Here is a 13,744-nt window from a genome sequence, read left to right on the forward strand (position 1 = left end):
CGAGCCGACCGCGGCGCTCGGGGTCAAGGAAGGCAACATGGTGCTCGAGCTGATCCGGCGGGTGCGCGACAAGGGCCTGCCGGTGGTGCTGATCAGCCACAACATGCCGCATGTGTTCGAGATCGCCGACCGTATCCACGTGGCCCGCCTGGGCAAGCGCGGCGCAGTGCTGAACCCGAAGAAGATCAGCATGAGCGACACGGTCGCGGTCATGACCGGGGCCTTGCCGCCCGAGCAGTTGCCCGCCGAATGCCTGGCGTGAAGGATCGCCCATGCTGAAGAACATAGATCCTCTCCTCAGCCCCGATCTTCTCAAGGCGCTTGCCGAGATGGGCCACGGCGACGAGATCGTGCTGGCCGACGCCAACTTCACGGCCGAGTCGCTGGGCCGCGGCAAGCCGATCGTGCGACTGCCCGGCGTGGGCATGCGCGAGGCCTGCGCGGCGGTGCTTTCGGTACTGCCGCTGGACGCGGCGGTCGCGCAGCCGGTCGCGTACATGCAGGTCGGCGGCAAGCCCGAGGACTATCGCAGCGCGTTGCAGCGCGACGTGATCGCCCGAATTCAGGCCAGCGGCGATGCGGGCGGCGCGCAATGCGAGGCCATCGAACGATTTGCCTTCTACGAGCGCGTCTCGCGCGCCTACGCCATCGTGCAAACCGGGGAAATGCAACCGTTCGCCAACTTCCTGTTCAAGAAAGGCGTGATCGCTCACGACCTGGTGCCATGAGCACGGCAGACGTAGAATCCGCTGCCAAGCTGCGGCCGCGGGGCTCCAACAACCTGGGCACGCGCCAGTTCAACGAGCGCGTGGTGCTGCAAGCCATCCGCTTGCACGGCGCGCTGCCGAAGGCCGAGATCGCACGGCTGACGAACCTGACCGCTCAGACGGTGCAGCTCATCATCGCGAGACTCGAGGCCGACGGGCTGGTGTTCAAGCACGCACCCTTGCGTGGGAAGATCGGCCAGCCCTCGGTACCGATGGCGCTGAACCCCGACGGCGCCTATTCGATCGGCATCAAGATCGGACGACGCAGCCTCGATGTGCTGCTGGTCGACTTCGCCGCGCAGGTCCGCGAACGCCTCGTGCTCGACTATCAGTTCCCCGATCCCGACAGCTTGTTCGATGAGATCCGAACCCGCGTCCAGGCGCTGCGAAAGACGCTCGGGCCCAAGCGCGCGCAACTGCTGCACGGCGTCGGCGTCGCCGCCCCCTTGTCGCTCGGCGGCTGGCAATCGCTGCTCGGCGTGGCGCCGGAGCAGGCCGGCAAGTGGAACGCGATCGACATCCGCTCGCAGGTGACGGCCATGACCAAGCTGCCCGTCGAATTGGTCAAGGACACGGCGGCGGCCTGCGTGGCTGAACTGGTGTCCGGGCGCGGACGCAGCATCCGCAGCTTTCTCTACATCTACGTCGACACATTCGTCGGCGGCGGGCTGGTGATCGACAGTCGCCTGCGCAGCGGAGGTTCCGGCAACGCGGGCGCTGTCGGGTCGATGCCGCTCGGCCCGGGCGACGCCAGCGGCGGCCCGCCGCGCCAATTGCTCAACGTGGCGTCGCTGTTCACGCTGGAGTCGATGTACGCGCAGGCCGGGCTCGATGCCGGCGCCCTGGCGGACGCGCGCGCGGTCGCTTCTCCCTGGCTGCCTGTGACGCGCAAGTGGATGTCGCAGGCGACCCCCGCGCTCGCGATGGCGATCAATGGCGCTGCCGCGCTGCTAGACCTCGAGGGGGTGGTCATCGACGGATCGTTCAGCAGGGAGATGCTCGCAGCCTTGCAGGCGGAGCTCGGCGTCGCACTCGATCGCTGCAACTGGGAGGGCGTCTCCCGCCCCGAGGTCCTGGCCGGGACGATGGGCGCCGATGCGGGCGCGATCGGCGGCGCACTGCTGCCGCTCTACGCCAACTTCGCCCCCGATCGCAACCTGTTCCTCAAACTCGACCGTTGATGCAGCCTCGCTGAGTCGACCTGACTTCCACATCCCTTCGGAGATTCAATGACCACCGACCGCAACGCGCAGCTTGCGCAGCACTTCCCCGTGCTCGAAGACATCCCGGCCGAACATCGGCTGGCCGAACAGGTGCACCAGCGCCACTCCCTGGTCGCCGGTCGACTGATCGAATGGAACGGCCCGAGCAAGACCGTGCTGTCGCCGGTGTGCACGCGCGACGCCAGCACCGGCGAAGTGCGCCAGGTCGAGATCGGCAGCTACCCGGTGATGGGCGAGGCCGAGAGCGATGCCGCGCTCGAAGCCGCAGTGGCCGCCTACGCAAACGGCCGCGGCGAATGGCCGACCATGGGGGTGGCCGACCGCATCGCCTGCATGCAGGAGTTCGTCCGCCGCATGGCGCTGCAGCGCGAATTGATCGTGAAACTGATCATGTGGGAGATCGGCAAGAGCCTGGCCGATTCGCGCAAGGAGTTCGATCGCACCGTCGAGTACATCCAGGCCACCATCGAGGCGCTGAAGGATCTGGACAACGCCAGCTCGCGCTTCGTCGTCGCCGAGGGAACCATTGGACAGATCCGGCGCACGCCGCTGGGCGTCGCGCTGTGCATGGGCCCGTACAACTACCCGTTGAACGAGACCTTCGCGACCCTGATCCCGGCGCTGCTGATGGGAAACACCGTGGTGTTCAAGCCGCCGCAATACGGCACGCTGCTGTTCCAACCGCTGCTGGACGCCTTCCGCTCGGCCTTCCCCGTGGGCGTGATCAACACCATCTACGCGCCCGGCGCGGTCGTGGTGCCGCGCCTGCTGGCCTCCGGCAAGGTCAACGTGCTGGCGCTCATCGGCTCGAGCAAGGTGGCCGATCACCTGAAGAAGCAGCATCCGAAGTCGCACCGCCTGCGGGCGATCCTCGGGCTCGACGCCAAGAACGCCGCGATCATCCTGCCCGACGCCGACATCGAACTCACGGTCAAGGAGTGCCTGCTCGGCGCGCTGTCGTTCAACGGCCAGCGCTGCACGGCGCTCAAGATGCTGATCGTCCACCGTTCGATCGCCGACCGCTTCCTGCAGCGCTTTACCGAGGAGCTCGCCAAGCTCAAGATCGGAATGCCGTGGGAGGCGGGAGTCAGCATCACGCCGCTGCCGGGCCTGCACCGCACGGCCTACATGACCGAGGCACTGGAAGACGCAAAGGAGAAGGGCGCGCGGATCGTCAACGAAGGCGGCGGCGAGTTCTGCCAGACGCTGTTCTACCCCGCCGTGGTGTATCCGGTGAGCGAAGGCATGAAGCTCTACCGCGAGGAGCAGTTCGGCCCGCTGGTGCCGGTGATGCCCTTCGACGACATCGAGACCGCGCTCGACTACGTCATCACCTCGGACCATGGCCAGCAGGTCAGCATCTTCGGCTCGGATGCCGGCCAGATAGGTGCACTGGTCGACCCGCTGGTCAACCAGGTCTGCCGCGTCAACATCAACTGCCAGTGCCAACGCGGCCCCGACGTCTTTCCCTTCGCCGGCCGCAAGGATTCGGCCGAAGGCACGCTGTCGGTGGCCGATGCGCTGCGGGCCTTCTCGATCCGCTCGATGGTGGCCGCGAAGCAGACCGAGCCGAGCAAGCGGCTGCTCAACGCCATCGTCGAGGACCACAAGTCCAGCTTCATCAACACCGGCTTCATTCTTTGAGGGAGCGAACCATGCATCGCCACCGCCACGCCAAGATCGTCGCCACCCTCGGGCCGGCCAGCTCCGACGCGGAGACCATCCGGGCGCTCTTCGAGGCCGGTGCGGACGTGTTCCGCTTCAACTTCAGCCACGGCAGCCATGAGCAGCACCGCGCGCGCTACGACATCGTCCGGCGCATCGAGCAGGACACGGGGCGGCCCATCGCCATCCTGCTCGACTTGCAGGGGCCCAAGCTGCGCGTCGGCACTTTCGCCGCCGGCCCGGTGAAGCTCGCCGCCGGCGGCGCCTTCCGGCTCGATCTCGACCGCACGCCGGGCGATGCCACGCGCGCGCCCTTGCCGCATCCCGAAATCTTCGCAGCACTCAAGCCCGGCACCGATCTGCTGCTCGACGACGGCAAGATCCGCCTGCGCGTCGAGGCCTGCGGCGCCGACTTCGCCGACACCCGGGTTGTTGCGGGCGGCACCCTGTCGGAACGCAAGGGCGTCAATGTGCCCGAAGTCCTCTTGCCGATCTCGGCCTTGACCGACAAGGACCGCAGCGACCTCGACTTCGGCCTGCAGCTCGGGATCGATTGGGTCGCGCTGTCTTTCGTGCAGCGGCCCGAGGACATGCAGGAGCTGCGCGAGATCGTGCGGGGGCGCGCGGGGGTGCTCGCCAAGCTGGAGAAGCCCGCGGCGATCGAGCGGCTCGACGCCATCGTCGCGCTGTCCGATGCGGTGATGGTCGCGCGCGGCGACCTCGGCGTGGAGATGCCGGCCGAGCAGGTGCCGCGCATCCAGAAGCGCATCGTCCGGTCCTGCCGTGATGCTGGCAAGCCGGTGATCGTCGCCACGCAGATGCTCGAGTCGATGATCAGCGCGCCGGTGCCCACGCGCGCCGAGGCCTCCGATGTCGCGACCGCGATCTACGACGGCGCGGACGCGGTGATGCTGTCAGCCGAATCGGCCTCGGGCCAGTATCCGCGAGAGGCGGTCGCGATGATGGACCGCATCATTGCCGAGGTCGAGCGTGATCCGCACTACCGCACGGTGATCGATGCATCGCATAGCGCACCCGCGTCGACCGTCGCCGATGCGATCTGCGCGTCCTTGCGGCAGACGGCGAGCCTGGTGCCGGTGGCGGCGATGGTCACCTACACCCGCTCCGGCTCTACCAGCCTGCGCGCGGCGCGCGAGCGCCCCGTGGTGCCGGTGCTCAGCATCACGCCCGAATTGCCCGTCGCGCGGCGGCTGGCGCTGGTCTGGGGCGTGCACTCGGTGCATGTGGCGCACGACGTCAGCGATGTAGCGGGGATGGTGGAGACCGCCTGCGCCGTGGCGCGCAAGGAGGGCTATGCGAAGCCGGGCGATTTCGTCGTCATCGCGGCCGGCATGCCCTTCGGCAAGGCCGGCACCACCAATCTGCTGCACATCACCCGAACCTAGGAAACCGACATGCCTCTTCATCCAGTGCTTGCTGCGGTCACCGACCGCATCCGCGACCGCAGCGCGAATCCGCGCGCGGCTTACCTTGCCCGGCTCGAAAATGCCCGCGCCAAGGGCCCGGTCCGACAGGCCCTCGGCTGCACGAACCTGGCCCACGGCTTCGCAGCGGCGCCGGCCGGCGACAAGATCATGCTGCGCGAGCTGCGCCAACCCAACATCGCGATCGTCTCGTCCTACAACGACATGCTGTCGGCGCACCAGCCCTTCGAGCGTTTCCCGGCCCTCATCAAGCAGGCGGTGCGCGCGGTGGGAGCCACCGCGCAATTCGCCGGCGGCGTGCCGGCGATGTGCGACGGCGTCACGCAGGGCGAGCCCGGCATGGAGCTGTCGCTCTTCAGCCGTGACGTGATCGCGATGGCCACCGCGGTGGCGCTCTCGCACAACATGTTCGATGCCGCGCTGTGCCTGGGCATCTGCGACAAGATCGTCCCCGGCCTCTTGATCGGCGCGCTGCAATTCGGCCATCTGCCGACCCTCTTCGTGCCCGGCGGGCCGATGCCTTCGGGTCTCTCGAACGACGAGAAGGCGCGCGTGCGGCAGCGCTACGCCAAGGGGGAGGTCGGCCGCGACGCCTTGCTCGAATCCGAAGAGAAGTCCTACCACGCCGCCGGCACTTGCACCTTCTACGGCACGGCCAACAGCAACCAGATGCTGATGGAAGTGATGGGCCTGCACCTGCCGGGCGCGGCTTTCGTCAATCCGGGCACGCCGCTGCGCGACGTGCTGACCGCGGCGGCGGCGCAACGGGCGGTCGAGATCACGGCCGAGGGCGCCGAGTACACGCCGGTCGGCCGGGTGGTCGACGAGCGCGCGATCGCCAACGCCATCGTCGGCCTGCTGGCCACGGGCGGCTCGACCAATCACACGATCCATCTGGTGGCGATCGCGCGCGCCGCCGGCATCCTCATCAACTGGGACGACTTCCGCGACCTGTCCGAGGCGGTGCCGCTGCTTGCCCGCGTCTATCCGAACGGCAAGGCCGACGTCAACCAGTTCCACGCCGCCGGCGGCATGGGCTACGTGATCGGCGAACTGCTGGATGCCGGACTGCTGCACGGCGACACCTTGACGGTGGCCGGGCCCGGCCTTGCCCGCTACCGCCAGCAGCCGGTCCTGGACGCCGCCGGCCGGCTGGCCTGGCGCGAGACGCCGCGCGCCAGCGCCGATGCCGCCATCCTGGCGCCGGCATCGGCACCCTTCAGCCTCGACGGCGGGCTGAAGCTGCTCACCGGCAACCTCGGCCGCGCCGTCATCAAGACCTCGGCAGTCAAGCTCGAGCATCGCGTGGTGCAGGCGCCGGCGATCGTGTTCGACACCCAGGAGGCGGTGATCGCCGCCTTCGATCGCGGCGAGCTTCAGCGCGACTTCGTCGCCGTGGTGCGCTTTCAGGGGCCGCGGGCCAATGGCATGCCCGAACTGCACAAGCTCACGCCCATCCTGGGCGTGCTGCAGGACCAGGGCTTCCATGTCGCGCTGGTCACCGACGGGCGCATGTCCGGCGCTTCGGGCAAGGTGCCGGCGGCGATCCATGTCACGCCCGAGTGCCTGGCGGGCGGGCCGCTCGCGCGGGTGCGCGACGGCGACCCGATCGTGCTGGACGGCGAGCGCGGCGTGCTCCAGGTCCGCGTCGCCGCTGCCGAGTGGCAGTCGCGCCAGCCGGCGGTCGCCGATCTCGCCGAGTCCCGCCACGGCATGGGCCGCGAGCTGTTCGCGGTGTTCCGCGCCAACGCCCTGGGTGCCGAGGAGGGCGCCATCACCTTCCACGCGGCCGAGCCCGGCACGTCGGCCGCCGCGGCGCACGTCGCGCCCGTTCACGACCACTTTGCACTTGCACAAGGAGCCGCGGAATGAACATCCTGAGCATCATGCGCAGCGGGCCGGTGATCCCGGTCATCGTCATCGATCGGCTGGAGGATGCGGTGCCCTTGGCACGCGCGCTGGTGACCGGCGGCGTCCGGGTCCTCGAGCTGACCTTGCGCACGCCGGTGGCGCTGAAGGCGATCGAAGCCATCGCCAACGAGGTCGAAGGCGCGATCATCGGCGTCGGCACGATCACGCGGCCGGAGGACTTCGACGCGTCGGTCAAGGCCGGCGCCTTGTTCGGCGTCAGTCCCGGCCTGACGCCGGAGCTGGTTGCGGCGTCCAGGGACAGTTCGCTGCCCTTGCTGCCCGGCGTGATGACGCCATCGGACGTGATCGCCGCGCGCGCGGCGGGCTTCACCGAACTCAAGCTCTTCCCGGCGCAGCAGGCTGGCGGCGTGGGCATGCTCAAGGCCCTGGGCGGCCCCTTTCCCGAGCTGAGCTTTTGCCCGACCGGCGGTATCGGTGCGGCCACGGCGCCGGATTTCCTGGCCCTGCCCAACGTCGTCTGCGTCGGTGGCTCCTGGCTGACGCCGGGCGACGCGGTCGCCGCTCGCGACTGGGGCCGGATCACCGCGCTGGCACAGGACGCCGCGCGTCTCGGCCAGACCGCCTGAACCCCGACCGGCGACTTCGCGCGCCTCCTTGCGATGCAACCTCAGGACTCTTCCATGCCTCAAGTCAATTCATTCGACCTGCTGCTGTTCGGCGGCACCGGCGACCTTGCCATGCGCAAGCTGCTGCCGGCCCTGTACTTCCGCCATCGCGATGGCGACCTGCCGCCGCATGGCCGGATCCTGGGCCTGGCGCGGGAACAGCTCGGGCGCTCGGACTTCATCGCGAAGGTGAGGGCGAGCTTTGCCAGCTTCGTGCCCGCCGCGGACATGGACGAAGCGACCTTTGCAACCTTCACCGAACGCCTCGACTACGCCAAGGTCGAGGCGAACACGCCCGAGGATTTCAATGCGCTGGCGGAGTTGATGAAGGAATCGCCGGCCGAGGTCCGGGTCTTCTTCCTGTCTACCGCGCCAGACTTCTTCGCGCCGATCTGCAAGAACCTGGCGGCGGCCGGGTTGGTCAATGCGAACTCCCGCGTCGTGCTGGAGAAGCCCCTCGGACGGGACCTGGCCTCGGCGCAGAAGATCAACGAGGATGTGGGCAGCGTGTTCGCCGAGCCGCAGATCTTTCGCATCGATCACTACCTGGGCAAGGAGCCGGTCCAGAACCTGCTCGCGCTGCGCTTCGCCAATGCGCTGCTGGAGCCACTGTGGAACCGGACCTGGGTTCGCAACGTGCAGATCACGATCGCCGAGCAGGTCGGGGTCGAGACCCGAGGCGAGTTCTACGACCGCACCGGCGCGCTGCGCGACATGGTGCAGAACCACCTGCTGCAACTGCTGTGCATCGTCGCGATGGAGCCGCCGACCTCCATCCATCCGGATGCGGTGCGCGACGAGAAACTCAAGGTGCTGCGGGCGCTGACGCCCTTCACGCAGGCCGACGTCGGCGCGCGCACCGTGCGCGGGCAGTACCGCGCCGGCACCGTCAACGGCCAGCCCGTGCCGGGCTACCTGGAGGAAGCCGGCATTCCGCCCGACACGTCCACCGAGACCTACGTGGCGATCCGCGCTGAGCTCGAGAGCTGGCGCTGGTCGGGCGTGCCTTTCTACCTGCGGACCGGCAAGCGCATGGCCGAGCGCTCGGCCGAGATCGTGGTCAACTTCCGCTCGGTGCCGCATTCGATCTTTCCGTCCAACGGCGCTGAATCGGCGGGCAATCGCCTGGTCATCCAGTTGCAGCCGGAAGAGAGTCTCAAGCTGTTCATGATGGCCAAGGTGCCCGGCGACACCATGAACCTCAGGCCGGTCGGCCTGAACCTGGACTTCGCCGAGCAGTTCAAGCAGCGTCCGATGGAAGCCTACGAGCGCCTGCTGCTGGACGCGATCCGGGGCAACCTGACGCTGTTCATGCGCCGCGACGAACTCGACGCCGCCTGGCGCTGGTGCGAGCCGATCCTGAACGGCTGGCGCAACGCGGGCGAGGCACCCCGTCCCTACAGCGCTGGATCGTGGGGACCGGCCGCTTCCAGCGCGCTGGTCGGACGCGACGGCGCTTCATGGCGGGAGGAGTCGTAGTGCGCACCGAACACCATTTCCTGAGCCTGTTGACCGGATCCCTCGCGTCACCGGCCGACGAGAATCCGACGGTGGCGATGATCGAGGCGGCATACCGCGCGCTGGGGCTCGATGCCCGCTATATCAACTGCGACGTGCCTGCCGCCATGTTGGGCGACGCCGTGCGAGGTGCGCGTGCCATGGGATGGGCCGGGTTCAATTGCTCGATTCCGCACAAGCTCGCGGTAATCGCGCATCTGGATGCCCTGGCACCTTCGGCGGCCCTGATCGGCGCCGTCAATTGCGTGGTGCTGCGAGATGGCCGCCTGGTGGGCGAGAACACCGATGGCCAGGGCTTCCTGGATTCACTGCGCACGGTGGCCGAACCGAGCGGCAGCCGGGTCACGTTGTTCGGTGCGGGCGGCGCAGCGCGTGCCATCGCGGTCGAACTCGCGCTGGCTGGCGCGGGTCACATCACGATCGTCAACAGGCGTGCCGCACCGGCGCGCGAACTGGCCGAGCTGATCGCCCAGCGCACCGGCACGCAGGCGAGCGCCGTACCCTGGTCACCGCATCACCGAGTGGACAGGCAGACCGACATCGTGGTCAATGCGACTTCGGTCGGACTGTTCCCGAACGTCAGCGCGATGCCCGATCTCGACACCGACAGCTTGCACCCCGGCATGGTGGTGGCCGACGTCATTCCGAATCCGCCGCGCACGGGGCTCATCCAAGCGGCGACACAGCGCGGCTGTGTCACGCTCGATGGGTTGGGAATGCTGGTGAACCAGGGGTTGATCAGCATCGCGCTCTGGACGGGATGTACGGCCGACGCTGCCGTGATGCGGGCGACGCTGGAGGGGCTGTTCAGTCCCTGAGTCAGGGGACATCCGTGGCCCATGGGGATGCCAAATGTCCAAACAGCCTCGCTAATCGACAAGACTTCCATCCGCGTCCAAACGACGATACACCGTCTTCTCTTCAGATTCGAAGGACGCGCATGAGCTTCAATGAAGCTTCGCAGCGAGCATCCAGGCCGTTTCGCGTTCTGCGGGCGAGCGCTGTACGGACCCTCGCATCGATGCTGGTCCTTGCGGCCGGAATTCCGGCTGCGCACGCTGACGATCCGACGATCGACGAATCTGCTGCGAGCTGGCGCTCGCTGTTGACCCGCGCCCAAGTGGAAGAAGCCTGGTCCGCATCACGCTCGGATCCTGCTGCGCGATTCTGGTTGCTCAGCTTCAACCCGTTGAAGTATTTTCATTCAACCGTCTCCCGTGGCGAGGTGCGCTGCCAGGTCTTGCAGCCGTCGGTCGCCGCCGAGATCGCGAGCCTCTCGTCAGAGAGTTACGGCGGCCGCGCCTACGGGCGACCACTCCGGACCCCGAGCGGTCTCGTCGACGATCACATCTGCACTGAGCAACCATGACATCTTCCATTTCCGTCCGCGACAATCCTTCCAGGCATCGTTTCGAAGCCGAGTCCCTGGGCGAAGTTGCGGTGGCCGTCTACGCATTGACGGACAAGGCCATCACTTTCCTCCATACCATCGTCCCCGATGCGCTGCGCGGCCAGGGCATCGCGACGCAGCTGGTGCTGGCCGGCTTGGCTTCCGCACGCGAGCGCGGTCTGCGGGTCATTCCACAGTGCCCCGTCTTTGCCGCCTACATGCGGAGCCATCCCGAGACCCATGACCTGCTGGCCGATGAGGGCCGTGCCCTGCTCGGCGTTTGAAGGGAGCCGTCCATGGCCGCGGAGGATCGTCACCCCGAATTGCGGACTGCGACGCTGGACGAGATCATCGGTCGCGAGCCGCCGCGGCCGGACACCGTCACCGCAGTGATCCAGCAGACCGTCAAGCCGGAGGCCATCGAGCGATACGAGCAATGGCTGAGAAAGGTGATGCCGATCGCGGCCCGATTCCCTGGGCATCGCGGCGTCAATGTCATCCATCCGCCAGCAGGCACTCTGCAATACACCATCACCATCCGTTTCGATTCGCTGGCGCATGCGCAAGACTGGTTCGGGTCCGAAGCGCGCCGGCAGCTGATCGACGAGGTTGCCGAATTTCTGGACGCCGACGAAAACGTGGAAACGCGCAGTGGCCTGGAGTTCTGGTTCAGGCCGACGGCGGGCCAGAGGCCGGCCAAGCGTTACAAGCAATTCCTGTTGACCCTGTCGGTGATCTATCCGTTGACCATGCTGGTGCCGGCCGTGTTGCGCAACCTGTTCGGCCGCGTGCTTCCGACACCGAACTATTTCACCGAGCACTTCATCGCATCGGCCGCAATCGTTGCCTTGATGGTGTACGTCATCATGCCGCGGTACACGCGGCTGATGTCCCGATGGCTCTACAAATAGTGCGCCTTGACCCTCAGCGGCCAACGACGACCGGTCCTGCGGCTTCGCCCTCGCGCGTGCTGTGTTGAAGAACGACGGCGCAGGCGGCCAGCACCGGCGGAATCACGAAGCACCAGATGTTCATCAATGTGAAGCTGAGCGCAGCAGCCGCACAGCCTGCCGCGAAGACCGCGACGCTGCTCGACATGCGCCGCAGGCGGGCGCGTGCGGTCAGGGCGTCTTCCGGTGGCAGGCCTCGAAGCAGATCGGCGAGGTCGATCATGACCTGCGTGGTCGTGCCGGTCATGAGCGTGGTCGGCGGAGCGCTCGCCAGATGAATGCGGTGTGCGGCGTTCTGGATGGCCATCGCCGACACCAGCGTCATCCCCGTCAGCATCGCGACCCCGCTGTCGCCGTCGCTGAAAGGACCGAAACGGACGGCGAGGGCGGCGCCCGCGGCGAGCAGAAGCGTCTTGAGGACCAGCATCGTTCGCAACACCGGCAGGCCGAAGCCGGGCAGGGCGTAGCTTAGCCATCGCGTCAGCATGACGACGGCGCAGAACACCGGCAATGCGAGGAGCTTGGTCAATGCCCCCGAGGTGCCGTGCACCAGCGCCGCGCCGAAGGTCACGAAGTTTCCGGTGACATGGGCGGTGAACAGGCCTTGGAGCGCCAGGAAGCCGGCGGTATCCACGAAGCCCCCGTTGAGGCTCATGAGCAAAGGAAGGGACGGTTTCATGGGAAGGCCTCGTGGGTGGGGGAGCGCTTTTGTGCGCAGGGCGCCATGGTGCGCCTTCGGCGCGGGCGCCGTCTTGTCGGGTTGACTGCCGCCTTGAACATGGGGGCGCTGGCCCTGGTCCGCTTCTCGTGCCTGACGGGCGAGCGAGGCTCCGCCGACGCGGAGCGATGGCATGAACGCGAAAGTCACTGGTACATTTTGTGCTGATCCCTGGACTCCCGGCGCCGGGCGGCCAATACGGCCTTCTGTCTTCCACTCTTGCTCTGTCAGGCCATGCACGCTGAAACCCGCTCTTTCGAGACGAGAGGACGCTCTCCCCAGGCACCCAAACCCTCATCGTCGGGGCCCGATCTTTCGGTCGGTCCGAAGGACACGCTGGGTTGCACGTCCACGCAACTCCGCAAGGACCAGGAACTCTCGGCCGGCGGCGTCAGGGTCTACCGCAAGACGACCGAAGGCACGCGGCTCGACTACGTGGAAACACCGGCCACCGGACGTGGCGTGCTCGTCGGAATTTCGCTGCGCGACGGCCACCGGAGGCGGATTCTTCATGAGCACCATGCGTCATTCCATGAGTTCGACAGAGGCGCCATCTACATCCGTGACTTCTGCGATCGCTATCGCGCCGACATGAAGTCCTCCTTCGACTTCGTGCTGCTCGAGATCTCGCATGCCGCGATCGAGCGCGCGATCGAGGACAGGGACGGCGCCCGTGTCAGCGGGCTTGAATGCGTCACCGGTGTCAAGGACGAGGTGCTCGGTAATCTCGCCTTGGCACTGACGCCGGCGCTCGACCGTCCTGCCGAGGCCAGCATGCTGTTCGTCGACCAGATGAGCGTAGCGATGGGAACCTACCTCCTCGAGAAGTACGGTGGCGCGCCCATGGCGGACGCGAGGAGGAATCGGCTCCTTTCGCGTTCGCAGGAGGCGCGGGCGAAGGAGATGCTGCGAAGCAAGTTCGACGGCAGCATTTCGATCACCGAGATCGCGGGCGCCTGCAACCTTTCGCGCAGCTACTTCATCCACGCCTTCCGAGAGACCACGGGCCTGACCCCACATCAGTGGCTGATCGCCCAACGGCTGGAGCGTGCACGCGCGCTCCTCATGGACTTCGAGTACCCGCTCGCTGACATCGCCGCAGCGTGCGGCTTTGCCGACCAGAGTCACTTCACGCGCGTCTTCGCCCGTAGCATGGGCACGCCACCTGGCAGTTGGCGCCGAGGAGTGAGGGTCGGCAGCTGAGCCGGGGCGCTCGCCGGCGGGTGGTCATGGCACGGCATGGCGGCGGGTCGGCCGTGCCACGTCGATCGGCGCCGCGCATAAATGTTCAATTCGCACGGCAATCGTGCAATACCTGCGCTACGCTTCCCTTCACAGTTCGGCACAGCCCGATCGCAGCCCATGCAACCGACTCAACCAAGCACCGCGCAGCAGCGCACTCTCAGAAAGGCCATCAGCACATGAGCACGATCAAGACCAAGGACGGCGTAGAGATCTTCTACAAGGATTGGGGCCCCAAGGACGGCCAGCCGATCATGTTTCATCACGGTTGGCCGCTTTCCAGCGACGA

The 13,744-nt window shown here is 67.2% G+C and carries 14 protein-coding genes and 1 pseudogene; 14 read left to right on the top strand and 1 reads right to left on the bottom strand.

Annotated features, from left to right (window positions below; genetic code table 11):
* The 12 genes and pseudogenes from QZH52_RS38070 to QZH52_RS38125 form a co-directional block, all read left to right on the top strand.
* Positions 1-262 (top strand): annotated as a pseudogene (locus QZH52_RS38070) (sugar ABC transporter ATP-binding protein); the annotation flags it as partial.
* A gap of 10 nt (positions 263-272) precedes the next feature.
* Entirely contained in the window at positions 273-728 is a 456-nt protein-coding gene (locus QZH52_RS38075; RefSeq protein WP_301816457.1) for an RbsD/FucU family protein, read from the top strand.
* Positions 725-1,948, top strand: coding sequence for an ROK family transcriptional regulator (locus tag QZH52_RS38080; RefSeq protein ID WP_301816458.1), 1,224 nt, complete (start codon positions 725-727; stop codon positions 1,946-1,948). The genes QZH52_RS38075 and QZH52_RS38080 overlap by 4 nt, the downstream gene beginning before the upstream one ends.
* Before the next feature lie 48 nt (positions 1,949-1,996).
* Entirely contained in the window at positions 1,997-3,634 is a 1,638-nt protein-coding gene (locus tag QZH52_RS38085) for an NADP-dependent glyceraldehyde-3-phosphate dehydrogenase (protein ID WP_301816459.1), read from the top strand.
* Positions 3,635-3,645: 11 nt separating this feature from the next.
* Positions 3,646-5,061 carry a pyruvate kinase gene (gene pyk, locus QZH52_RS38090; RefSeq protein WP_301816460.1) on the top strand — a complete coding sequence of 472 codons (1,416 nt, stop codon included), beginning with the start codon at positions 3,646-3,648 and terminating at the stop codon, positions 5,059-5,061.
* Between the two features lie 9 nt (positions 5,062-5,070).
* Complete coding sequence (gene edd, locus QZH52_RS38095; protein WP_301816461.1) at positions 5,071-6,972, top strand: phosphogluconate dehydratase; 1,902 nt, start codon at positions 5,071-5,073, stop codon at positions 6,970-6,972.
* Positions 6,969-7,598: a bifunctional 4-hydroxy-2-oxoglutarate aldolase/2-dehydro-3-deoxy-phosphogluconate aldolase gene (locus QZH52_RS38100; RefSeq protein WP_301816462.1), complete on the top strand. Its 630-nt coding sequence runs from the start codon at positions 6,969-6,971 to the stop codon at positions 7,596-7,598. Before edd ends, QZH52_RS38100 begins: the two co-directional genes overlap by 4 nt.
* Positions 7,599-7,652: 54 nt before the next feature.
* The gene (gene zwf, locus QZH52_RS38105; protein ID WP_301816463.1) at positions 7,653-9,116 is read left to right on the top strand and encodes a glucose-6-phosphate dehydrogenase; all 1,464 of its coding nucleotides are present in this window, start codon (positions 7,653-7,655) and stop codon (positions 9,114-9,116) included.
* A complete protein-coding gene (gene aroE / locus QZH52_RS38110) occupies positions 9,116-9,973 on the top strand; it encodes a shikimate dehydrogenase (RefSeq protein WP_301816464.1) in 858 nt (285 codons plus the stop codon). The genes zwf and aroE overlap by 1 nt, the downstream gene beginning before the upstream one ends.
* Before the next feature lie 122 nt (positions 9,974-10,095).
* Positions 10,096-10,524: a hypothetical protein gene (locus QZH52_RS38115; RefSeq protein WP_301816465.1), complete on the top strand. Its 429-nt coding sequence runs from the start codon at positions 10,096-10,098 to the stop codon at positions 10,522-10,524.
* Positions 10,521-10,829 (top strand): GNAT family N-acetyltransferase, encoded by a 309-nt coding sequence (locus tag QZH52_RS38120; RefSeq protein ID WP_301816466.1) that lies wholly within the window; start codon positions 10,521-10,523, stop codon positions 10,827-10,829. Before QZH52_RS38115 ends, QZH52_RS38120 begins: the two co-directional genes overlap by 4 nt.
* Positions 10,830-10,841: 12 nt before the next feature.
* Positions 10,842-11,456, top strand: coding sequence for an antibiotic biosynthesis monooxygenase (locus QZH52_RS38125; RefSeq protein ID WP_301816467.1), 615 nt, complete (start codon positions 10,842-10,844; stop codon positions 11,454-11,456).
* A 13-nt stretch (positions 11,457-11,469) separates the two neighbouring features.
* Here QZH52_RS38125 and QZH52_RS38130 read toward each other — a convergent pair whose 3' ends face one another.
* Complete coding sequence (locus QZH52_RS38130; protein ID WP_301816469.1) at positions 11,470-12,174, bottom strand: YoaK family protein; 705 nt, start codon at positions 12,172-12,174, stop codon at positions 11,470-11,472.
* A gap of 258 nt (positions 12,175-12,432) precedes the next feature.
* On the opposite strand from QZH52_RS38130, the gene QZH52_RS38135 reads away from it, so the two are divergent.
* On the top strand, positions 12,433-13,416 hold the full coding sequence (locus QZH52_RS38135) for a helix-turn-helix domain-containing protein (protein ID WP_301816468.1): 984 nt from the start codon (positions 12,433-12,435) through the stop codon (positions 13,414-13,416).
* A 218-nt stretch (positions 13,417-13,634) separates the two neighbouring features.
* Positions 13,635-13,744: alpha/beta fold hydrolase (locus QZH52_RS38140; RefSeq protein ID WP_301812050.1), on the top strand; the 110-nt coding region annotated here is incomplete at its 3' end.

The sequence above is a fragment of the Variovorax ginsengisoli genome (assembly GCF_030486595.1).
Classification (GTDB): domain Bacteria; phylum Pseudomonadota; class Gammaproteobacteria; order Burkholderiales; family Burkholderiaceae_C; genus Variovorax; species Variovorax ginsengisoli_B.